Annotated in this window: 19 protein-coding genes; 10 read left to right on the forward strand and 9 right to left on the reverse strand. The window is 32.7% G+C overall.

Features of this window, described 5'->3' with window-relative positions; all coding sequences use genetic code 11:
* Nucleotides 1–9 precede the first annotated feature (9 nt).
* The 4 genes from K8B81_RS10350 to K8B81_RS10365 all read right to left on the reverse strand — a co-directional run bounded on the left by K8B81_RS10350 (nucleotide 10) and on the right by K8B81_RS10365 (nucleotide 3,662).
* Nucleotides 10–1,077: an efflux RND transporter periplasmic adaptor subunit gene (locus tag K8B81_RS10350; protein ID WP_223681347.1), complete on the reverse strand. Its 1,068-nt coding sequence runs from the start codon at nucleotides 1,075–1,077 to the stop codon at nucleotides 10–12.
* 9 nt (nucleotides 1,078–1,086) lie between these two features.
* Complete coding sequence (locus tag K8B81_RS10355) at nucleotides 1,087–2,421, reverse strand: TolC family protein (protein WP_223681348.1); 1,335 nt, start codon at nucleotides 2,419–2,421, stop codon at nucleotides 1,087–1,089.
* Between the two features lie 12 nt (nucleotides 2,422–2,433).
* Nucleotides 2,434–3,033, reverse strand: coding sequence for a TetR/AcrR family transcriptional regulator (locus tag K8B81_RS10360; RefSeq protein WP_223681349.1), 600 nt, complete (start codon nucleotides 3,031–3,033; stop codon nucleotides 2,434–2,436).
* Between the two features lie 107 nt (nucleotides 3,034–3,140).
* Nucleotides 3,141–3,662 carry a YceI family protein gene (locus tag K8B81_RS10365; protein ID WP_223681350.1) on the reverse strand — a complete coding sequence of 174 codons (522 nt, stop codon included), beginning with the start codon at nucleotides 3,660–3,662 and terminating at the stop codon, nucleotides 3,141–3,143.
* Between the two features lie 254 nt (nucleotides 3,663–3,916).
* Between K8B81_RS10365 and K8B81_RS10370 the strand changes: the two genes are divergently transcribed.
* The 3 genes from K8B81_RS10370 to K8B81_RS10380 all read left to right on the forward strand — a co-directional run bounded on the left by K8B81_RS10370 (nucleotide 3,917) and on the right by K8B81_RS10380 (nucleotide 6,088).
* Entirely contained in the window at nucleotides 3,917–4,891 is a 975-nt protein-coding gene (locus tag K8B81_RS10370) for a polyprenyl synthetase family protein (protein ID WP_223681351.1), read from the forward strand.
* Between the two features lie 10 nt (nucleotides 4,892–4,901).
* On the forward strand, nucleotides 4,902–5,636 hold the full coding sequence (locus tag K8B81_RS10375) for a hypothetical protein (protein ID WP_223681352.1): 735 nt from the start codon (nucleotides 4,902–4,904) through the stop codon (nucleotides 5,634–5,636).
* Between the two features lie 98 nt (nucleotides 5,637–5,734).
* Nucleotides 5,735–6,088: a hypothetical protein gene (locus tag K8B81_RS10380; protein ID WP_223681353.1), complete on the forward strand. Its 354-nt coding sequence runs from the start codon at nucleotides 5,735–5,737 to the stop codon at nucleotides 6,086–6,088.
* A gap of 199 nt (nucleotides 6,089–6,287) precedes the next feature.
* On the opposite strand, the gene K8B81_RS10385 is transcribed toward K8B81_RS10380, so the two are convergent.
* Both K8B81_RS10385 and K8B81_RS10390 read right to left on the reverse strand, forming a co-directional pair.
* The gene (locus tag K8B81_RS10385) at nucleotides 6,288–6,494 is read right to left on the reverse strand and encodes a hypothetical protein (protein WP_223681354.1); all 207 of its coding nucleotides are present in this window, start codon (nucleotides 6,492–6,494) and stop codon (nucleotides 6,288–6,290) included.
* A gap of 29 nt (nucleotides 6,495–6,523) precedes the next feature.
* A complete protein-coding gene (locus K8B81_RS10390; protein ID WP_025571475.1) occupies nucleotides 6,524–7,078 on the reverse strand; it encodes a hypothetical protein in 555 nt (184 codons plus the stop codon).
* 118 nt (nucleotides 7,079–7,196) lie between these two features.
* Between K8B81_RS10390 and K8B81_RS10395 the strand changes: the two genes are divergently transcribed.
* The 7 genes from K8B81_RS10395 (at nucleotide 7,197) to K8B81_RS10425 (ending at nucleotide 16,284) form a co-directional block, all read left to right on the forward strand.
* Nucleotides 7,197–9,974 (forward strand): 2-oxoglutarate dehydrogenase E1 component, encoded by a 2,778-nt coding sequence (locus K8B81_RS10395; protein ID WP_223681355.1) that lies wholly within the window; start codon nucleotides 7,197–7,199, stop codon nucleotides 9,972–9,974.
* A gap of 94 nt (nucleotides 9,975–10,068) precedes the next feature.
* Nucleotides 10,069–11,310 (forward strand): 2-oxoglutarate dehydrogenase complex dihydrolipoyllysine-residue succinyltransferase, encoded by a 1,242-nt coding sequence (odhB, locus tag K8B81_RS10400; protein ID WP_223681357.1) that lies wholly within the window; start codon nucleotides 10,069–10,071, stop codon nucleotides 11,308–11,310.
* 140 nt (nucleotides 11,311–11,450) lie between these two features.
* Entirely contained in the window at nucleotides 11,451–12,593 is a 1,143-nt protein-coding gene (locus K8B81_RS10405) for an N-6 DNA methylase (protein ID WP_223681359.1), read from the forward strand.
* A gap of 10 nt (nucleotides 12,594–12,603) precedes the next feature.
* Complete coding sequence (locus K8B81_RS10410) at nucleotides 12,604–14,484, forward strand: Eco57I restriction-modification methylase domain-containing protein (protein WP_223681361.1); 1,881 nt, start codon at nucleotides 12,604–12,606, stop codon at nucleotides 14,482–14,484.
* A complete protein-coding gene (locus K8B81_RS10415; protein WP_223681363.1) occupies nucleotides 14,477–15,127 on the forward strand; it encodes a hypothetical protein in 651 nt (216 codons plus the stop codon). Before K8B81_RS10410 ends, K8B81_RS10415 begins: the two co-directional genes overlap by 8 nt.
* Nucleotides 15,111–15,329 (forward strand): hypothetical protein, encoded by a 219-nt coding sequence (locus tag K8B81_RS10420; protein ID WP_223681364.1) that lies wholly within the window; start codon nucleotides 15,111–15,113, stop codon nucleotides 15,327–15,329. The genes K8B81_RS10415 and K8B81_RS10420 overlap by 17 nt, the downstream gene beginning before the upstream one ends.
* 67 nt (nucleotides 15,330–15,396) lie before the next feature.
* A complete protein-coding gene (locus tag K8B81_RS10425) occupies nucleotides 15,397–16,284 on the forward strand; it encodes a DUF1186 domain-containing protein (protein WP_223681365.1) in 888 nt (295 codons plus the stop codon).
* Between the two features lie 191 nt (nucleotides 16,285–16,475).
* On the opposite strand, the gene K8B81_RS10430 is transcribed toward K8B81_RS10425, so the two are convergent.
* The 3 genes from K8B81_RS10430 to K8B81_RS10440 form a co-directional block, all read right to left on the reverse strand.
* On the reverse strand, nucleotides 16,476–16,913 hold the full coding sequence (locus K8B81_RS10430) for a retropepsin-like aspartic protease (RefSeq protein WP_223681366.1): 438 nt from the start codon (nucleotides 16,911–16,913) through the stop codon (nucleotides 16,476–16,478).
* Nucleotides 16,865–19,513, reverse strand: a complete 2,649-nt coding sequence (locus K8B81_RS10435) for a CHAT domain-containing protein (RefSeq protein ID WP_223681367.1) — start codon at nucleotides 19,511–19,513, stop codon at nucleotides 16,865–16,867. Before K8B81_RS10435 ends, K8B81_RS10430 begins: the two co-directional genes overlap by 49 nt.
* Nucleotides 19,514–19,615: 102 nt before the next feature.
* Complete coding sequence (locus K8B81_RS10440) at nucleotides 19,616–21,568, reverse strand: DUF7849 domain-containing protein (RefSeq protein ID WP_223681368.1); 1,953 nt, start codon at nucleotides 21,566–21,568, stop codon at nucleotides 19,616–19,618.
* Between the last annotated feature and the right edge of the window lie 201 nt (nucleotides 21,569–21,769).

A 21,769-nucleotide genomic window follows, 5' to 3' on the forward strand; every position in this document is an offset into this window, starting at 1 on the left:
TACAATCAATTATTTAATAATTTCTACTGTATTTCCGTCTTGTAAGTTAATTTGTCCCGTTACTATTACGGTTTCCCCATCATTTAATCCATCGATAATTTCAACTTTATCACCTAAGATTCTGCCGGCTACGACTTTTTTCAATTTGGCAACATTGTTTTCAACCACAAATATTTGGTTGCTGCTTACACTTCCTACGAAAGCATTTCTTGGAACAATTTTCAGGTTTTGTTTTTGGTTGTTACCACCAAAATTTGCTGTCCCGTACATACCCGCTTTTAAATCGTTATTTGAATTATTTGTAATTTCGATTTCAACAGGAAAGTTTAAAGAAGCATCAGCTTTTGAAGCAATGAAAGTAATTTTTCCGGAGAAATTTTTGTCAGGATAAACACTTGCGGTAATGTTAACTGTGTTTCCTAATTTTAAACTTGCAACCTGACTTTCATTTACAGTAACAGTCAGTTTTAATTTGGATGTATTTACAATATCAAATAATGCAGTTGCAGGCATACCACTTAAGATAGATCCCGGTTCAATATATTTTTTATTGATGAATCCGTTGATTGGTGCTTTTACTTTTGTGTCACCAACATTAATATTTGCTTGTTTTAAATTAGATTCAGCATTTGTTAAAGCCAATTTTGCCTGATCTAATTGTTGTTTTGTAACACCACCTGTTTTAAAAGCATTTTCATATCTGCTGTAATCAGATTTTGCATTTTGGTAAACTGCCTGAGCCTGTTGTGCACTCACATTAATCGCATCGCCTCTCATAGTTAGTAAAGTCTGGCCAACTCTTACATAGTCACCTTCTTTTACTAAAACACGGATTACTTTTCCGGACTTTTCAGCAGAGAAAGTCAATTCCTGAATAGGCTCAAAGTTTCCGTTGGCCGTAAAACCCAGATTTACATCTTCTGTTTTAACTGTTGCTACTTTTACAGAAACAGCAGCATTTTTTTGTGCCACAATAGCAGTTTTAGCCTCATTTTCGGTTTTATTTTTATTTAAAAGGTAGCTAATCCCGGCAAAAGCTGCGGCTATGATTACGATTGTTATAATTATTTTCTTCATTGTAATTAGTTATTTAATAAGAGTTTTTAGTTCGCCTTTTGATTTGATTAGTGATATCTCGGCAATTTTATAATTTAAAACTGCTGTGCTATAATTGTTTTGAGCTTCCTGATTTGCGTTTTCAGCATCCAGTAAGTCGGTCAATGATGCTAATCCCTGCAAGTAATTGTTTTTGGTATTGCTTAAAATTTCACTGGCAAGGCGCATATTTTCTTTTTGGTTCTCAATGGTAACAAGATTGTTGTTGATTTGCGTCATGGCATTTTTATAATCAAGGTCAAGAGAAAGTTTAGTGTCTTTCATATCTTCCTGAAGTGATCTGATTTCAATATCTGCCTGTCTTACTTTTGCACGGGTTCCAAAACCGGTAAAAATTGGGATGCGTAAATTCAGTCCAATCGAAGAGAAGTCAGACCAATAAACTCCGTCTTTTGGTTTTGCAAACCATGGTAGCTCTGGTCCCTGACCAATATAGTTGTAACCTGCAGTTAGTGAAAGTGTAGGGTAATATCCTGCTTCGACTGCTTTTTTATTATATGATAACAGTTCCTCTTGTTTTTTTAACAGCAGGTATTCTGTTCTGTTTTCTACATTAGGATTTTCAGTCAATGCTGCAGATGTAGCCTGAAACTCTTCTAAAGGAATTTCAATTTGGGTTTCAATAGGCATTCCCATGTAAAACTTTAAAGCATTTTCCTGTAACGCAACCTGATTTTTAACTTGTTGACGTTCGGTATCAATATTTGATAATTTTACAACAATACGGTCTAAATCAATTTTTTTTGCTAAACCATTATCAAACTGTCCTTTTACAATGTCACGAACTTTTGTTGTATTTGCATAAGTGCTGTCTAATAAAGCCAGTCTTTCTCGTTGAACATAAACAGTATAATAATTGTTGGCTACTCTTTCAATCACCTGTTCTTCTGTCAGCTGATCATTTATCTGATAAAATTCACGGGTAGATCTCGCCGCTTTTAATCCTGTAAAAACAGACTGATCAAAAATGGCCTGAGTTAATGATATTCCGGCAGTCGAAGTCCATTTTTGTCCAAAAGCTGCCTGAATTGTGGTTCCCGGTGCGTTAAAAGCTGCTCCGTCAATAACGGTTGTCTGAAGTACGGGGTTATACGTTAAATTACCATTTGCGGAAATTTGCGGTAATGCTCTTGACCGTATTTCCTGAATTTTATATTCACTGTTTTCAACCTGCAATTTAGATTTCTTAGCTTCTGCTTTATTTTGAAGAGCGTAGGTAAGAGCCTCTTTTAAGGTTAGTGTCTTGACTTGTGCATTGGCGGAGAGGCCAACAGTGCACAAAAATATTAGAATGATTCTTTTCATATAGATTGATGATTAAGTAATAATTTTTTTAAGTTGTTTTTCTAATTCTGCAATTCCTAATGGGGTTGACATTGCTCTGGTGTGATATTCTAAGGCCTCTAATTCTAATTTTTGCGCTTCTTTGTCTGATACTGTTGTTTCATTAATGTAAAAAATTAAAGTGTAATAAAACCGTACATATACATCAATATTCAGGTCTGCCCTGTATAAGTTTTGACGAATTCCTTTTTCAATATTTTCTCTAAACCATTGGCTGCATTGTTCTATTTCCTGAGTCATAACTTTATGGTAAATTTCAGGATAATGTTTTTTAAGCTGATAAATGGGAGACGAATCCAAACTGTTTGTAAACATTTCGCAAAACATTTCACGGATTTCAAAATTCTCCTGAATTGCATTATTGTTTTTAGCTACAATCGTATCAATGATTTCATGTACCTGTTTATGAACTAAAGTTGTGCTTTCTTCTATTAAAATCTCTTTATTACAAAAGTATTTGTAAATCGTTTTTTTTGAAATGCACATTTCACCTGCGATATCATCCATTGTGACACTTTTAAAACCTAGTTTTAAAAATAGCTCACTTGCTTTTGATATGATTTTCTCTTTCATTATTAATTTTCTCTTTCATTACAAATATATTCAGGAAACTAAAGTTAAGAAAAAACTGTCCAATATATTCGTAATTATTTTACATTCCCTTATTCATTTCGTAAGATTTATATGCTGAATTCTAAGTTTGCAATAAGTTTGATGTCTTTTCCTAACGCTAATCCTCCGTTGAGGTTGTTGGAATTATAGTCTAAACCAAAATCCTGGCGTTTAATATCTCCTTTAATTTCAAAAGCTACTTTTTTCTCCCCATTATAAGTATTGACACCAATAAACTCTGCATCAAGCTCGACTACTTTGGTCACATCTTTTATGGTTAAATCACCTTTAAAAAAATTGATATTATTATTTACTTTTTGAAAAGAGGTCGATTTGAAACTAATAATCGGATGCTCATTCACGTTAAAAAAATCATTTAACTGTAAGTGTGAATCAATTTGTTGAAAACTGTCATTCTTGTTATTTATGTCTAAAGAAAATTCAACAGAAGCATCTTCAATTTCATTATCCTCGATATTTACATAGCCATCAAACTTGTTTGCGTTTCCTCCCAAATAAGCGATTATCGAATGCCTCATTTTTATTAAAACATCTGACTGGCTAGAATCTACGGTCCATGTTGTTCTCATACATTTTTAATTTTGTTGAGTTTATATTTAGCTTAAATTCTTTTGGAAACTTTTTTAGTGTCTTAAGTTTCCGTGTGCAAATATAGAAAGGAAACTCAAAACACCAAAAAAGTTTCCATGTTTTTTAAATAATTTTAAGAGATTGAAATGACTATGAAAACATCAGATTAAAATCCTTTTGAGCAATTAAATTTTAGACCATAGTTTCACATTTGAATTGTATCTTTGAACTCGTTAATCAGATTTTCATTTTTATGCACCATATTAGCCAGTACCAGGATTTTTTTATTAATTATCTAAAAAACCAAAACATTAGCAAAGAGCCTAAAAACCTATATGAACCTATTGAATATATTTTGGGGCTTGGAGGCAAACGGATGCGTCCGGTACTCACTTTAATGGCAGCAGAAGTTTTTGATGCCGATTATAAAACAGCACTTCCGGCTGCAATGGCGGTAGAAGTTTTTCATAACTTCTCTTTGGTTCATGATGATATTATGGATGATGCACCTTTGCGAAGAGGAAAAGAAACAGTGCATGAAAAATGGAATCTTAATACAGGAATTCTATCCGGAGATGCCATGCTTATCCTTGCGTATCAATACTTTGAGCAATACGAAGCGGAAGTTTTCAGGGATTTAGCAAAGCTTTTCAGTAAAACGGCGCTGGAAGTTTGTGAAGGCCAGCAATGGGATGTAGATTTTGAATCACGCTCAGATGTTACTATTCCTGAATATCTAAAAATGATTGAGTATAAAACAGCTGTTTTGGTTGCGGCTGCAATGAAAATGGGAGCAATTGTAGCCAAAACTTCTGGAAAAGAAGCCGATTTGATTTATGATTTTGGACTTAACTTAGGATTGGCCTTTCAGCTGCAGGATGATTATTTAGATGCCTTTGGAGATCCTGAAACTTTTGGAAAACAAGTAGGAGGAGATATTATCGAAAACAAAAAAACCTATTTGTACTTAAAAGCAATAGAGTTTTCTGCTCCTGAAAAAACGGCAGAATTGCAGAGGTTATTCACTTTGCAATTGGAGGACAACACTGATAAAATAGAAAAGGCCAAAGCGGTTTTTAACGAATCGGGTGCATCCGAAGCTACTCAAAAAGCGATAGAAATGTACACTTTTAAAGCTTTTGAAACACTTGAAAAAATGGATCTCAGCGCAGAAAAGAAAAAGATCCTGAAGACTTTCGGCGAAAATTTAATGGGCAGAAAGGTTTAATATTCAAATGATGGATGCCTTAATAAATAAATTTTTTACCGACAGAAATAGTAATGCGAAAATGCAGCTGTTTTTTGCGGCATGTTTTCCTTTTTTTACCCTTTTTGCTTTAGGAATTGACAGTATTGCATTTAAAGAAAATTATTTTGACGGGCGACAAATTACAAATATTTTAGCCATACTTTATTTTTCTTTCTTTTTTGGGGTTTCCGGTTCTTATTTAAAGAAACTCATGTTTGTGATGGTCTTTTTGTCTTATATAGGAGAACTGATTTTTTGCACTTTACTTGGGATGTATCATTACAGAACAACGGTCATTCCATTATATGTTCCTTTCGGCCACGCCATTGTTTATGCTTCAGGTTATGTTTTTGCTCATACACAATGGGCGCTCAAAAACGATAATCTTCTTCGAAAATATTTTGCAGTTGGATTTGCGTTACTGTTTTTAGCCGTTGGAATATTTCTTAAAGATCTTTTCTCATTGATCTTTGGAGTTTTTTTCTTTTTGATTTTAAAGCGAAAAAAATGGCAGAATTTATATTATTTTATCGCCCTTTGTGTTATATTTATTGAGCTAGGCGGAACATATTTTCAATGCTGGAAATGGGTACCAAAAACCTTCGGATTAATTCCGGCGGCTAATCCGCCAATGGGAGCTGTATTTTTCTATGCGGGCGGAGATGTCCTCTTATCTAAGATTGTAGATTATTGGAAATTAAAAACTATAAAATCCCAATATTGATTGTTATTGAATTGATTTTTGGGATTGCTATTGAAATTGATCTTTGAGATTCCCATTGATTTTTGCCATTGCCATTGAATTTTGAAATTGAAAAACCTATGTACGTTTCGCCATTAAATACCGATTTGTTATTCGAAGAAGCTCAAAAAGATTCTTTATTCCTGAACTTGATCGAACAGCTCAATAAGGATTTTAATCTGGCAAACGAAGGAATTGATTTTCCGCTAAGTATTGTTCCGGAGGAATTAAAAATCCAGCTTCACGAAAAAATCTACAGAATGATTCAGTACAAATTTGCTGAATATCTTAATCTGCTCTATATAATTGATGTTCCGGAAAACGAAATCAAACAACTCGACGGATCAGATTTGGTTGTTCTTGCTGAAGAGGTTTCTTTTTTAATATTGAAGAGAGAATGGCAGAAGGTTTGGTTTAGAAATTTTTACAAATAGGTTATTCAGTTGTCATAATGCTATAATTTTCAGGTTCTTAGTAAAAAAAATATGGGTCAGCGTATAAAAATGTATACATATGGGTATTTCAATTTACAGTTCATAAACTTTGTTATTAGTGCTGAATCTCTCAGTCAATTGATAAAAAAAATCCATTTTTATCAAGTAAAAATGGATTTTTAGATAATTAATAATTTACCTATCTGAACTTTTCAATACGTTTAGTGAATATGTTAGCACCAAAAATAATTGCTCCCATAACAAATGGAACAAAGTGAGAAATTTGCCAAAAAAGATCAATGCCTGCTTTTAATCCTTGATCTAACGTTTCAAACATACCTAAACCAATAAAGAATAAGCAAATGGCAAAAAGTACAAATTGAATTTTATAATTTATTTTAATCATGATGATGATTTAATTAACAACTCAGAAACTTAAAAATAAACCCTCACAAAAGGCATAAACGCAGATCCGTAAAGGCTTCTTTTGCTGTTAAATAAAACATCATAACGACCACCTATAGTGACACTTCCGCTTCTGTATCCGGCTCCTAAAAACAAAGCCGTATTCCAGTAATTATCAGAAAAAGCCGTATTCATATTAGTCGCCTTATAATCTGTATTTACGCGAACCTGTTCCAGTTCGGCAGAGAGCTGAACTTCAGGAATTGGATTTACTAAACCTATAATGCTGCCTCCATAGACATAGGAACTGTAGTAATTTTTAGAAGAAAGATAACCAAACTGGAGTCCGGCACCAACAGCTACAATTTCGTTAATGTTGTAAATGGCACTTGGCATTACAGAAATATCTGTATATCCTGAACCAAATCCAATACCTAGTCCGCCACCAAATTGTACTTTATTCCAAAACTGCTGATTGTTATCGATTACATTATTTTCTTCCTGTGCAATTATAAGATTTGAAAATAGGCTAATCAAAATCACAAAAAATGATTTGAAAACGATTGAAAGATGAATATTCTTCATAGTTTGCGCTATTTTTAACAAATTTTTACGTAAAAGTACGTAAAAAAATCATTTAAATAATATCGTTTGTTGTACTTTTGCCATTCTATATAACAAAAAGTATATTCACTCAAATATTATGGATAGGTTTTCATTTTTAAATGCAGCGCATACCGAGTTTTTTGCACAATTATACGATCAATATTTAGTAAACCCAGACAGCGTTGAGCCAAGCTGGAGAAGTTTTTTTCAGGGCTTTGACTTTGGACAAACAACTTATAATGATGAAAATCCTGTGCAAACAATCGTTGAGTATGTAACGACTAACGACAACACAGATTACAGTAAAGTTTCTGAAAAATTACAAAAAGAATTTAACGTTTTAAAATTAATTGATGGCTACCGTACACGTGGTCATTTGTTTACTAAAACAAATCCGGTTCGTGATCGCAGAACTTCATCGCCAACTTTGGATATTGAAAACTTCGGACTAACAACTGCTGATCTTTCTACCGTTTTTGACGCTGCAAAGGTTATTGGTGTTGCTCCTTGCTCTCTGCAGGATATCATTACCCGTCTTAAAGCAATTTACTGTCAGCATATTGGTGTTGAATATATGTACATCAGAAATCCTGGTGTTGTAAAATGGATTCAGGATAAATTAGGTGTGAACAACAATCAGCCTAATTTCTCAACAGAGGAAAAACAAACGATCCTTAATAAATTAAATGAAGCCGTTTCTTTCGAGAACTTTTTGCATACTAAATATGTTGGTCAAAAACGATTTTCATTAGAAGGTGGTGAAACGATTATCCCTGCTTTGGACGCTTTGATTGAAAAAGCGGCTGAAAAAGGAGTAGAGCAATTCGTAATGGGAATGGCACACCGTGGTCGTTTGAACGTTTTGGCAAATATCTTCGGAAAATCTACTCAGGATATCTTTAGCGAATTCGACGGTAAAGATTACGATCAGGAATATTTTGACGGTGACGTAAAATACCACTTAGGTCTTACTGCCGACAAAAAAACAAGATCAGGAAAAAGCATCAATATCAATTTGGCACCAAACCCTTCACACTTAGAAACGGTTGGAGCTGTTATTGAAGGAATCACGAGAGCAAAACAAGATAAATATTATGCTGATGATTTCTCAAAAGTATTACCAATCGCTGTTCACGGTGATGCTGCAATTGCAGGTCAGGGTTTACTGTATGAAATCATTCAGATGGCACAATTAGACGGTTACAAAACCGGAGGTACCATTCATATCGTAATCAATAATCAGGTTGGATTTACGACAAACTATTTAGATGCACGTTCTTCTACTTATTGTACAGACGTTGCCAAAGTAACACTTTCGCCTGTATTGCACGTAAATGCTGATGATGCTGAGGCTGTTGTTCACGCAGTATCATTTGCATTAGATTACAGAATGGAATTTGGACGTGACGTATTTATCGATTTATTAGGATACAGAAAATACGGTCATAATGAAGGTGATGAGCCTCGTTTTACACAGCCGGTTTTATATAAAATCATTGCAAAACATCAAAACCCAAGAGATATTTATGCTGAAAAGCTTTTATCAGAAAGAGTTATTGATGCTAATTATGTAAACACAATTGAGAAAGAATACAAAGCTGATCTGGAACAAAACTTAGAAGCATCCCGTAAAAAAGCATTGACAATTATTACTCCGTTCATGCAAAATGAATGGAAAGGTTTCCAGCAGGTTTCTGATGATGTAATGCTGAAAAAAGTGGATACTACTTTCCCTAAAGAAGGACTGGATTCTATTGTCAATACCATTTCTACTTTACCTTCTGATAAAAAATTTATTAACAAAATCAATAAAATTGTATCTGATAGAAAAGTTGGGTATGATAATAATACACTTGACTGGGGAACAGCAGAGGCTTTAGCTTACGGTTCTCTTTTAACAGAAGGATTTGATGTCAGAATTTCAGGTCAGGATGTGGAGCGTGGTACCTTCTCTCACCGTCATGCTGTAGTTAAAGTTGAAGATTCTGAAGAAGAAGTAATTTTATTGAACAGCATCGAAAACAAAAAAGGAAACTTTGGTGTATTCAATTCGCTTTTATCAGAATACGGAGTTTTAGGATTTGATTACGGTTATGCTTTGGCAAACCCGAAATCTTTAACAATCTGGGAAGCACAATTTGGAGATTTCTCTAATGGAGCACAAATTATGATTGACCAGTACATTTCTTGTGGTGAAGATAAGTGGAACAACCAAAACGGTATTGTTTTATTATTGCCTCACGGATATGAAGGACAAGGAGCTGAGCACTCTTCAGCAAGAATGGAGCGTTATTTACAGCTTTGCGCAAGACACAATATGTATGTTGCTGATTGTACAACGCCAGCTAACTTCTTCCACCTGTTAAGAAGACAAATGAAAACGAATTTCCGTAAACCTTTAGTAGTATTCTCTCCAAAAAGTTTATTGCGTGATCCAAGATGTGTGTCTTCAGTAGATGAATTAGCGAATGGAAGCTTCCAGGAAACTATTGATGACAATACAGTAGATAAAAAGAAAGTTAAAACTTTAGTTTTCTGTACAGGTAAATTCTATTACGATATTGTTGCAGAAAGAGAAAACAACGGAAGAAATGACGTTGCAGTGGTTCGTATAGAGCAATTATTCCCTTTCCCTGTTGAACAAATCAAAGAAATCATTGCAAAATATCCAAAAGCAGATGATTACGTTTGGGCACAGGAAGAGCCTAAAAACATGGGAGCTTACAGCTTTATGTTAATGAACTTTGACCTTGTAAAATGGAGATTAGCTTCATTAAAAGCATATTCTGCTCCGGCTGCAGGAAGCTACACACGTGCAAAACGCCGTCATGCAGATGCAATCAGAATGGTATTCGATAAAAACTTATTTAGATAACAAAAAATGTTTCAGGTTTCAAGTTTCAGATTTCAAAGTTTAACAACCTGAAATGTGAAACGTGAAACCATAAAAACCTTAAACAAAAACAAAGATGATTTTAGAAATGAAAGTCCCATCACCAGGGGAATCAATAAAAGAAGTTGAAATTGCAACTTGGTTAGTAAAAGACGGAGATTATGTAGAAAAAGATCAGGCGATTGCTGAAGTTGATTCAGACAAAGCTACTCTTGAATTGCCTGCTGAAATGAGCGGTGTAATTACACTAAAAGCGGAAGAAGGTGATACAGTAGCAGTAGGCGCTGTAGTTTGTTTAATCGATACTGATGCAGCAAAACCATCTGGTTCTGCAGCTGCACCAGCAGCTGAAGCTCCTAAGGCTGAAGCGCCAAAAGCAGAAGTAAAAGCTGAGGCAACAAAAGTGGAGCCAGTTCAGGCTCCGGCGACAACAAGCTATGCAGCAGGAACTCCATCTCCGGCAGCAAGAAAAATATTAGACGAGAAAAATATTGCTCCAGCAACTGTAACAGGAACTGGAAAAGGCGGAAGAATTACTAAAGATGATGCTGTAAATGCAGTACCTTCTATGGGAACTCCAACTGGTGGAAGCCGTGGAACTGAGCGTGTAAAATTATCGATGTTACGTCGTAAAGTAGCAGAAAGATTAGTTTCAGCTAAAAATGAAACAGCTATGCTTACTACTTTCAACGAAGTAAACATGACACCAATCAACAAAATTCGTAATGAATACAAAGATGCATTCAAGGCTAAGCATGGAGGTCTTGGTTTAGGTTTTATGTCATTCTTTACAAAAGCAGTTACAAGAGCGTTACAATTATATCCGGATGTTAACTCAATGATGGATGGTGATTACAAAATCAACTACGATTTCTGTGATATTTCTATTGCTGTTTCCGGGCCAAAAGGATTAATGGTTCCTGTTGTTCGTAACGCAGAACTTTTAACTTTCCGTGGAATCGAAGCAGAAATCAAAAGATTGGCTTTAAGAGCCCGTGACGGTCAAATTACAGTTGACGATATGACAGGTGGAACTTTTACAATCACGAACGGTGGTGTCTTTGGTTCTATGTTGTCTACGCCAATCATCAACCCTCCTCAGTCAGGAATCTTAGGAATGCACAACATTATCGAGCGTCCAATCGCTGTAAACGGTAAAGTTGAAATTCACCCAATGATGTACGTAGCGCTTTCTTACGACCACAGAATCATCGACGGACGTGAGTCAGTTGGATTCTTAGTTGCTGTTAAAGAAGCTTTAGAAAATCCGGTAGAATTATTGATGAACGGAGATGCTAAAAGAGCATTGGAGTTGTAATACATTCTAAAAATATATTTTTAAAAATCTCGTTTATTTCTGTAAACGAGATTTTTTTGTTCATATCATTCTTGATATATTTTTCCGTATATATACGGAAATATTTTTTTTAAATCATATTTTTGTTTAAAACCCAAATAATGTCAAATTCCATTTTTCAACAACTCGATTTTAATGACTTTGCAAAAGATAGCAAGGAAATTGATATTGATATATTTGATATTGAAAAACATGGAATTATTGAAGTTTATGAAAATGAGGGACAGCCCGCTCTTTTCTTAAAAGAAGTAGAGTCTTTTGATTTACAAACATTAAAATTGATTTCTGAAATTCAGCATATTTGTTGGAATTTTCAGAAAGTATTATTCCTTTATGTTTATACTAAAACTGAAATCAGAATTTATAATTGTTCTGAAAAACCATTTGGATATAGTGTAAATGACGAAAAAATTAATTTCGAAAAAGAACTTCAAAATCTTGAACTTTTTTCTTGTGATGAAACAGATAAATCAAAGCTTATAACATTAAATAATCTTTTTTCAAGGATTGCTATTGATACTGGTTTTATTTGGTCTTCAGTCGAAGCGAATGAGATAAAGAAAAAAATAAATCTTCAAAATAGAGTAGATAAATATTTAATTCAAAGTTTAGTTAATGTTTCCAAAGAACTCGAAAAACTTGGATTAAAAGACAAGGAATTGATTCATAAATTGGTTATGCGTTCTTTGTTTCTTTTGTATTTAGAAGATAGAGGCGCAACTTCCAAGGATTTTTACGAACAGTTTAACCTTGATGCAAAATCTTATTTTGACATTCTCCATGATCCTAATCATACTTATGAGTTATTCAAAAAATTAGCGGAGGACTTTAATGGAAGTCTTTTTACAGTTGAAGAAAATGAAAAGGAGATCGTTACTTTCGAACATTTGGAACTGATAAAAAAATGTTTTACAAATGGCTATAGTAATAGTAAGCAATTAGAACTTTATGAAAATTGGAGATTATTTGACTTTAGTATTATTCGAATTGAGTTATTAAGTGAGATTTATGAAAACTTTTTATCTGAATTAGATCAGAAAGGTAAAAAGGATTCAGGTACTTTCTATACACCGCCGTCATTGGTTGAATTAATTCTTAATGAAAAATTATCTACCAAAAATGGCGAAACAAATTACAATGTAAAAACCCTCGATCCAAGTTGCGGTTCGGGAATTTTTTTGGTACAAAGTTTTAAAAGATTAGTAAAACGCTATGAAAATAAAAATAACTTAAAGCTAAAATGATTTTGATGTTTTGATTGATATTTTAAAATCTAATATTTTTGGAATTGAAATTGATTCGAAATCTATAAAAGTAGCATCTTTTAGTTTGTATTTAGCGTTACTGGATAATTTAGATCCCAAAACAAGTTGGTGGAATGGTGTTATAAAATTCCCTTATTTAATAAATGATCCTGAAGATAAAACAATACAAAATTCAGGCTATAATCTTTTTAGATTAGATACCATTTCAAATTTTGAAATTGAAAAATTAAAAAACTTTGATTTAATTGTTGGAAATCCTCCTTTTGGAGAACTTGTTTCAGAAGAGAAAGATGTTGAAGGAAATCAAAAAAATATTAGAAAATATTGTAATAAAGAAAAATTTCCAAAAGAAATGGTTTTACCATTTCTCCACAAGTCAATTTTACTTGCTCCCAAAGGGGAAATTGCCTTAATATTCAACACAAAAGTTTTGACTAATACAGGTGGGACCTATCAAAATTTTAGAGATTGGTTGTTTAACAAAAATTATGTAGAGAAAATTTATAACTTTTCAATTTTAAGAAAAATATCAGAAGAATATGGCGGACAATTATTTGGCTCTGCTGTAGGACCTATAAGTATTGTTTTTTATAAAAAAGAAACTCCTGAAAATCCAAAAGAAACGATTACATATTATGCTCCTAAAACATATATTAAAAATGATGTTTTAGAAGGTATTGTTATTGATGAATCAGATGAAAAATATTTACCAAGAATTGAATGTAAAAAACCAGATAGTAAAATTTGGAAAATTGCTATGTGGGGCAGTTTTTTTGATTTTGAATTGATTGAAAAATTAGAAAAAAAATATATTAGTTTAAATGAATTTTTTGAAGAAAATGATGTTGATTATAAAACAGGACTAAATGGTGATATTCAAAAGCAAGATTTTATTCCTGATAATATTGTTAAAACAAGTAATATCGGGAAATATTACACACCATTGAATGCAGTTAAGCCCAATATTAAATATTACAGAAATATTGATTCTAAATTGTTTACTCCTCCATATGTAGCTATTAAAAAAGGACAAAAGGATAAATTAATTACAGCATCATTAATAACTCACCAAGCTTACTGTATGAGTGGTGCTTATATTATAAATAATATTTCTGAAATTGATAAAAAAGCAATTTTAGCATTAATCAATTCTAGATTTTCTACGTATTTTTTATTTTTAGTTTCATCTTCATGGGGGATTGAAAGAGAACAAATAATGTCAAATGAATTCCTTTTTTTGCCTTATTTATTTTTTGAAAAATTAATTACAAAGAAACTTTCTTCGAAAATTGATAAAATTATTTCAATTAAAAAATCTGATGAAGAGAATGGCTCAAAAACTGATGTTCTTCAATTAGAGAAAGAAATAGATCAAATCATTTATAACAATGTTTTAAAATTAACAGAAGACGAACAAATTATAATTAAAGATACTTTAGACTTTAGTTTAGATTTATTTGAAAAACAAGAAAGCTCTAGAGCTGTTTTGCCTGTTAATGATATTAGTATTTACACTAAAAGAGTAACGAAAGAGCTAAACGAATGGCTTGATGATGTTAATTTAAAGGCCTCTGCAACAATTTATGATATCAACAGAAATTGCCCATTATACATGGTTAAAATATCATTTGGAAATGAATATAAACCTATTTTTGAATCAAAAGAAGATATATATAAAGAGTTAAAAATATTAGATAAAAAACTTTGGGAAGAGGAAAGTCAAAATTTATATTTTAGAAAAAAACTAAACTATTATGATGGGGATGATGTTTACATCATAAAGCCAAATCAAAGGCGTTTTTGGAGTCAAACTGCTGCTATGGAAGATTGTAAATCTTTATTAGTTGAAATAGCTAACGGAAATGGCTAAAAGTAATTTCATAATACATGCGATCAATTCAAGTTTTGAATTGAAGTGTTTAAGAGTTTTGATTAAGTCTTATGAAACTTCAATTTTTGAAAAAAGATACTCTAAAGATTGGGAAGAGAAAACTTTTTCCTCCCATTTGGTAAGTTTAATGAACAAGTGTGATGTTGCTTTAAAATATAAAATGATTATTACAAAAGAAGAAGAATTAGAGGATGATGAAATTGATAATGGTTTTAAGTCAGCAGACGAAGCAAATCCAATTGATATTAGATTTCATAATGTTTGGTCAAACGAAATAAGGTTAAATTATATCATTGAAGCAAAAAATATTTCTTCTTCACAATGGAATAAATCAAACGGAAGCAAAGTAAATGCTTCTCAACAACAGAAAGAATATATTACTAAAGGTATTGATAGATTTCTGACAGGACATTTTAAAGAAAAAAATGGTTGTATGCTGGGCTACATTGTAAATGGTTCATTAGAAAATATCATTGACAAAGTAAATGCTAAAATTAGTTCATGTAAAAATGACTCTGAAATGATCCTACATAAAAGTAAGTTTATTGATAATCATAAAATATTTGAGACAAAACATTCTCAAAAGGTTTTAAAACATTTGTTTTTTGAATTCTCAAATTAATGGTATGATAATAGAAAATAAAATATTAAAAGCTGTAGGAACTAATAAACTTAACCTTAAAATTTTAGGAGAAAGAAAATGGTACAATTATTTTATCTCAGTAAATAAGTTATCTTGGTCTAGAAATCTTTGGGATGGTTATGAAATTCATGTTTATTCAGATGAATGTAAGACGGTTCATCTACAAACAGTTAAAATTTAATGATAAAAAAAATAATTAGTTACCAAAGCAAAAGAAAAAATTTTAGAGAAATATATGCAAATTAATTATGAAAGATACACCAATACTGCATCATAAGGTATTAGAGAATCTTTTCAAGAATCGTACTTTAAGTAATGAGCAACTTGAAGAAATTCTGGCTAATGAAAAAAACACATTAACTCAAGATTTACAAACAATAATAAAATTTTGCAGTAATGAACTAGATGATATAGATGATGAGGTTTCATACAATTTGATGGTTTATACACTGTTTTTATTAAAAGAATGTGAAAGAGAAGATCAATTAAATTTAGTTCTTGACATTTTAAAATGGTCTGACGATAAGATTGAATATTGGTTCGGCGATTTGTTTACAGAATATTATTGGGGTTTTGTGTATCACTTTGGTCAAGATCAAATTGAAACTTTAGTAGATTTTCTAAAACAAGAAGAACTAGATACTTTTAGTAAAGAACAAGTTGCACTGGCATTATATCAGATTTATTTAAAAAATCCTGATAAACAAAATCTTATTGCAAATCATTGGACGGAATTATTAGAGTTTTACAATTCACTTTCAGAAGAAAGTACAGAAATTGATCCTACCTATTTGGCTTTCTTTACAAGTTATATTTTTAACCCAAGCGATTATCAAAAAGAATTAATAGAAAACTTATATGATAAAGGATATGTTGATTTTTCTGTAAATGGCGATTATGATGATTTGTTTGAAATTGTTGAGCCCGAAAAAAATATTATTACTGTTTTTGAATTAAATGATGAACTTATAAATTTTGAAAAGGGAAACCAATCTGATTTTAATTCTAAATTATTTGAGGAGTTTAATAAATATCAAAAAAATGGTGCAACAATTGTTTTAGAGAAAAAAATAAACAGAAACGATCCTTGTCCATGCGGTAGTGGTAAAAAGTATAAAAAATGTTGCTTAAGCTGACAGGTTTACAAGCTAAGGTGTCTTTTCAGGTATAAAAAAATAGAAATTGCTAAAATACCAAAGTAAAAAGCAGCAGTTTTAAAGAAATATTTGTAAAAATATCAAATCCCAAATTCCAGTTAAGGAGTTTGGATTTTTATTTTTACCAGAACTTAAGTTTTGGAATTTGGAATTTCAGATTTGGATTTTTATCATTTGAGATACAAATAATGATTATAATAATCAATAATCGCTTTTCCTTCCAGTAAAACATCAGCTCCAATAATACCATGAACGGGTTTTGCCCTGTATTGTCTCAGCGCTTCATTTACGTGTGAAAGATCAAAAATAACCAGACTAAAATCAGTGTTTTTCCAGGAACCCAGCTGAAGTGAATTGTGTTTTGAAATTTGTGTTTTCATTCCGGTTCCGCCGGCACCTGCTGCTTTGGTTTTGGAATTTTTTGTGGTTAATTCGAATTTTTCGATACTTTCAAAACCCACGCAGGAGTTTGATGCGCCGGTATCTAAAATGAAATTTCCGGAAACGCCATTTATTTTGGCTTTAATGGCTAAATGCTGTGTTTTGGTAACCTTGAATTTTATTTTTTTGTATTTCTCTTTTTTGAGAACCTCGTGAAGATTTTCCATTTTCGATAGTGATTGAAAACCAAAAATAAACCAATTACAGCCAATAAACTAATGATGAACCAGATATAATAGGCTGATTTTTCTTCTGGATAAATAGAGCCGTAATAGACAAACGAACTCCAGTAATAAGGAGATTTTTTAGCGTTTGGAATTGTTTTGTCATTTAAGAAATCAAGTTTTGCATTGGCAGTGGCTTCAAAGTAAGTTTGCTTATTTTTGATATTTTTATAGAAATCAGTCATAAAGACCGATGTGGTATAATCGTTTACTTTCCATAAAGAAAATAACAGATTCTGTGCTCCTGCAAACTGAAAACCTCTTGCCACGCTCATCGCTCCTTCGGCTTTATAGAGTTTTCCGATTCCGGTTTCGCAGGCACTTAAAACTACTAAATCCGGATTGATGTTGAGATTATACAATTCTGAATATAAAATTTCCTGATCATAAAATTTAATGCTTGCAGGAGTTTCAATATCGCCTGAAGATGCATGCGTACTTAAATGCAGAATCGAATAATTAGAAATGTTATTTTTAAAATTAGAAAAACTCGCATTAGCATTTTCTAAATATTTGCCTTCAAAATTACTGCGGATAGATTCTAATTCTTTCTTCGAATAACTTAGTTCAAAAGCTGTTTTTTCGAAAACCGGAAAAACACCCAAAACCGTTTTTTCTGATTTTGAAAAGGGTTTTGAATTCAGATAAAAATTTGCCGATGTAGTATAAGCGATCCTGAAATCATGCAGCAAATAATGCATTTTGGCAAAATTGGTTGTCTTAGATTCTTGTGTAAGCAATGCTTCAAACGGAAGAAAATTCAAAATGCCATCAGGAACAATAATAAGGTTTTGATATACTGAGTTGTTTGGAAATTTCAGTAAATCATAAACTTTCTTTCCAGAATACTTATAACCCGAAATATCATTTGAAATGGCATCAGCATTGTTAAAATAATCTATAAAATGAAGAATATCAGATATTCCTGTATGGTTTATATAAAGAGAATTGAGACTGATTCTGTTATTGCATAAAGTAAAATAATACAATTTTTCAGCCCCCATAAAATAATACACCATCACGGCTTTGTCATTCTCCAACTTCTTAAACAATAATTTTAAATCACAGTTTTCCGGAATATAATCTGGATTTTCAGCCTGGATTTTCTTCAGCGAAAGCGTCAGTTCATTTTGCTTTTTAATAAGAGTATTGATTTTCGAAATATCGGCCAAATCTCCTTTTTGCTGTTCTTTTAAAATCGCATTATTTAAGTTTTGAAATTGCTGCAAAAGCTGTTTTTCTGCTGCGGAAGCGTTTTTAAAATTCGAACGATAGCTTTTTAAAATTCCCGATTTTGTTTTTTCAGACAATTGAAAAGCTTCTTCCAGATATTCAGCTTTGCCTTCTTTTTCATATAAATTTTTATAAATCGAAATACATTTTTCAGTCCGGTTTCGGGATCGCAATTGCATCAGGATTTTGGAGTTTTCGTAAACCAAGCCGTTCATCAGCAGATCTTCAATGTAAAATGAAAGGGCAAAAGCTTCCAGTGCTTTTTTAGGCTCATTTATGTTTAAAATTTCTCCTTTTAAATCAAGGGCATCAACTAAAAGTGTTTCGGCGTACAATTGATTTTCGTTTGGAAGAATATTTTTTGAATTGTAATCAGGAATTAAAATTTTAAAAACTCCCGAAATCTGCTTTGAACTTTCCTCATATTTTGTTTGATCAAAAAGAATCAGCGCTTTTTCATAAAAAAGTTGAGCCAGTTTTCTTGGCGGATGATTTGTCGTTTTTAAAAACAGTTTTTCAGCTTTTTCTAAATAAGAATTTGCTGTTTCGAGGTTTCGTCTTTGGCGGTTAAGCGTTGCAAGATTTCGATACGAATTCGATAAAGTTTCAGATTGATCTTTTTCTTTTTGAAGAAATTTTATGGAGGATTCAAATGCTTTTTCAGCTTTTTCTCTTGTTTTGGGAAATAATAAATTTCCGCCTGAACTCAGTAAATAATTATTCCCCAGATTATTCAATAAAATACCGCGCAGGACATTCGACAATTTTTCATTTTTTAAAGTATTTTCTAAAAGTTCAATTGCCATTGAAGTCTTGCCCGAACTTTGATACACATTCGATAAATTTAGGATTGCCGCTATTTTTTGTGATTGGTTTTTCTCTGTTTCTGCAATAAAATAATACTGTTTTATAGTATTTTCGGCGCTGTCATAATCTCCCAAAACGGTGTATAAATTGCCCAGAGGTTTTAGGCAGTATTCAATTATATCGTAATTGTTGAGTTTGTGTTTTTGGTACACTTGCCAGGCTTTTTCATAACTCGAAACTGCATTGTGCGTTTGTCCAAACTGATTCTGATAATACGCCTTGTTGCAGTTTAAAACCACAACAGCTAATAATTCGTCTTTGGTTTTTGGCTTTGGATTTTTCCAGAAGTCGGCTTCAATATTGGTTAAATTTTGAAGCGCTTTCGCGGAAGGATGAGCAACAAATGCATCGATTGCATTGTAAATTTTGTCTTCAGGGTTTTGCCCCAAAACATTCAGGTTAACAAAAAGAAAGATTAAACCATATAAGTGATATAAGTTCATATTATAGTTGTTGAGTACTAAAATAAATCATATAAGCTTATGTGTTATATTTTCTGAATTAAAACTTAAATTTACTTATATCACTTATATGGTGAAAATAATTTAAAACCTCCAAATCCCATACACCTGAAAATAATTGAAATCCTGTTCGAAGTTGATGACATAACGCGCTCCTAAACTCGGACCGATTCTGGCAAAACCTGCTGTTAAATCAAATAAAAGACCGGTTTTTAAATCCGTAAATGAGTTTTTGACGTTATTAGTAGTCGTTTTTGTATCTATTAAAAGATTTTCTTTTTCATTTTCAAAAGTTTCTGTTTTTATATCCTGATTCTGTTGTGATGCCACATTGATATTAGCCTGAATTCCGGCTCCAACTCCGATATAATTATTAATGTTGTACCGAATCAAAACCGGGACTTCCCAGTTGACGTTTTTATTTTCGGTTGTGGTAGTGGTACGTATTAATCGTCTTGTTCCGTTTGCATTGGTGTCAAATGCAGTTGTAATATTGACTGCGCTGTTGTACTGGTTTAAAGCATTTACCCATTCAGCCTGCCAGTAAAACCGATAAGCTTTAAAAGGTGAAATAGTAGCACCGACAAAATAGCTGGTTGATTTGTCTAAGTCTGAATAGAAATTATATCCGGCTTTTGCGCCAATCGAGATTCCGGGTAAAAATCGGGTAACGGCGTAATTGGTTATGATAGGTTCATTTTTATCAAAAATAATAGATGTCCGGCTTTTGGTTTTTACTTTATGAAAGTCTTCACTGAATTTCATCGAATAACGCACAAAACCTTTGGTACTGTCTTTTTCCTGTACGTTTTTTTGTTCTGTCCCCGGAAGGTAAATATTCTTAAATGTAAAAATGATTTGTTTTTTTGTTATGATGGTGTCCAGACAGCTTACGGTTGGCTCTTCGCCTTTTGGACAAATTGGGCATTCGGGATACATACTCTCGATCTGGAATGTTTTTTTGTCAAACATATCTGGGATATCGGTTTCTAAACGGATTTTTCGAGCAGGACCTTCACCATTATTTTGAAAACGGGTTTTGAATTTTACTCTTTTAAACCGTACCAGTCTGTAATTCATAAAACTCCCATTCGAACCCATTTTGTTGGGGTCGTGAGAGGTTACGATTTCCATTTCGAGATTTTTAACTTTATGGTTTTTAAAACTGCGGTTGGGTACAAAAATCCCGCGCATGGTAACTGTTGCGCTGGTGTCTTTGATCATTTCGGGAGTAGTTTTGAAAGTGTAAAAAACATTTCGTGTTTCGTTTGGATTGGCATCGTCAAATTCCAGAATCGAAACGTTATGATACAGCGTATGTGCCTCTTTTAAGCTGGCTTCTAAATCTTCTTCTGTGGTCGTGTTTTTATATTTTTTGAATTTTATAGTGTTTTCTGTAGAAGCGACATAGGAGTTTGTGTCATCCAGATCGTCAACCGAAGCTATTGTATTTTCTTTTACTTCGCGTTCGCCGGCATAAGTTCTGAAATCGGTCAGTTCGAAATTGCTGTTTTTGAATTGTTTTTCGTTGTAAAAAAGATAGAGCTTGCCATTGGCAACATAATTTTCAAGGTTTTGATAACTGACTACAACTACCATTTCCTGTTCCGGAATCGGGTCACAGTTTTTTATAATTGTAAATCCGTTTTGATCGGCAATGGAGGCGATGTCCTGATACGGGTCGTCTCCTATTTCGTTTACAGCTACTTTTTTAGGGCGCGTTGCCGGAGGTTTTCCATTGTCGTAATTGTTGGTAACGGCTAACCGTGCGGTATAACTGCCTTTGTTTTTATAAACATGTTTGGGCTCTGCCTGTTTGCTGTAATGTCCATCACCCATTTCCCATAAATAGGAATAACTAGGTTTTGGAGCACCTGCAATTGGGATTAAAGGCGGTGTTTCAGGTTTGAAAGTTACCGAATTGCCTTTCTGAGCATAGCTGATATTTGCTCTTCGGGTGATGGTGTCTTTTACTTTGGTCTGCGCCAACACCATTGCTGATGAAAGGATAATGAAACAGCATAAAAGTTTTTTCATGGTCGAGGAGGTTTTTAGCCCTGATGGGAGCGGCATCTCCCGATTTAGAAAAACAAGGCTTTTAGCCGTAGTTTTTGTTATCGGGAATACAGCGGACAGCAGGATTAGCTTCTAAAAATGATCAGAAATAGTTTAAAACAGGTTTAAATGTAAAAAAAGTGATGAGCAAATCACCACTTTTTCTTAAAAAAGTATTTTGTA

This window comes from Flavobacterium hibisci, assembly GCF_020026925.1.
Lineage (GTDB): Bacteria > Bacteroidota > Bacteroidia > Flavobacteriales > Flavobacteriaceae > Flavobacterium > Flavobacterium hibisci.

Coding starts and splice junctions, on each gene's coding strand:
- K8B81_RS10350 (WP_223681347.1), bottom strand. CDS start 1,077: ATGAAGAAAATAATTATAACAATCGTAATCATAGCCGCAGCTTTTGCC.
- K8B81_RS10355 (WP_223681348.1), bottom strand. CDS start 2,421: ATGAAAAGAATCATTCTAATATTTTTGTGCACTGTTGGCCTCTCCGCC.
- K8B81_RS10360 (WP_223681349.1), bottom strand. CDS start 3,033: ATGAAAGAGAAAATCATATCAAAAGCAAGTGAGCTATTTTTAAAACTA.
- K8B81_RS10365 (WP_223681350.1), bottom strand. CDS start 3,662: ATGAGAACAACATGGACCGTAGATTCTAGCCAGTCAGATGTTTTAATA.
- K8B81_RS10370 (WP_223681351.1), top strand. CDS start 3,917: ATGCACCATATTAGCCAGTACCAGGATTTTTTTATTAATTATCTAAAA.
- K8B81_RS10375 (WP_223681352.1), top strand. CDS start 4,902: ATGGATGCCTTAATAAATAAATTTTTTACCGACAGAAATAGTAATGCG.
- K8B81_RS10380 (WP_223681353.1), top strand. CDS start 5,735: ATGTACGTTTCGCCATTAAATACCGATTTGTTATTCGAAGAAGCTCAA.
- K8B81_RS10385 (WP_223681354.1), bottom strand. CDS start 6,494: ATGATTAAAATAAATTATAAAATTCAATTTGTACTTTTTGCCATTTGC.
- K8B81_RS10390 (WP_025571475.1), bottom strand. CDS start 7,078: ATGAAGAATATTCATCTTTCAATCGTTTTCAAATCATTTTTTGTGATT.
- K8B81_RS10395 (WP_223681355.1), top strand. CDS start 7,197: ATGGATAGGTTTTCATTTTTAAATGCAGCGCATACCGAGTTTTTTGCA.
- odhB (WP_223681357.1), top strand. CDS start 10,069: ATGATTTTAGAAATGAAAGTCCCATCACCAGGGGAATCAATAAAAGAA.
- K8B81_RS10405 (WP_223681359.1), top strand. CDS start 11,451: ATGTCAAATTCCATTTTTCAACAACTCGATTTTAATGACTTTGCAAAA.
- K8B81_RS10415 (WP_223681363.1), top strand. CDS start 14,477: ATGGCTAAAAGTAATTTCATAATACATGCGATCAATTCAAGTTTTGAA.
- K8B81_RS10425 (WP_223681365.1), top strand. CDS start 15,397: ATGAAAGATACACCAATACTGCATCATAAGGTATTAGAGAATCTTTTC.
- K8B81_RS10430 (WP_223681366.1), bottom strand. CDS start 16,913: ATGGAAAATCTTCACGAGGTTCTCAAAAAAGAGAAATACAAAAAAATA.
- K8B81_RS10435 (WP_223681367.1), bottom strand. CDS start 19,513: ATGAACTTATATCACTTATATGGTTTAATCTTTCTTTTTGTTAACCTG.
- K8B81_RS10440 (WP_223681368.1), bottom strand. CDS start 21,568: ATGAAAAAACTTTTATGCTGTTTCATTATCCTTTCATCAGCAATGGTG.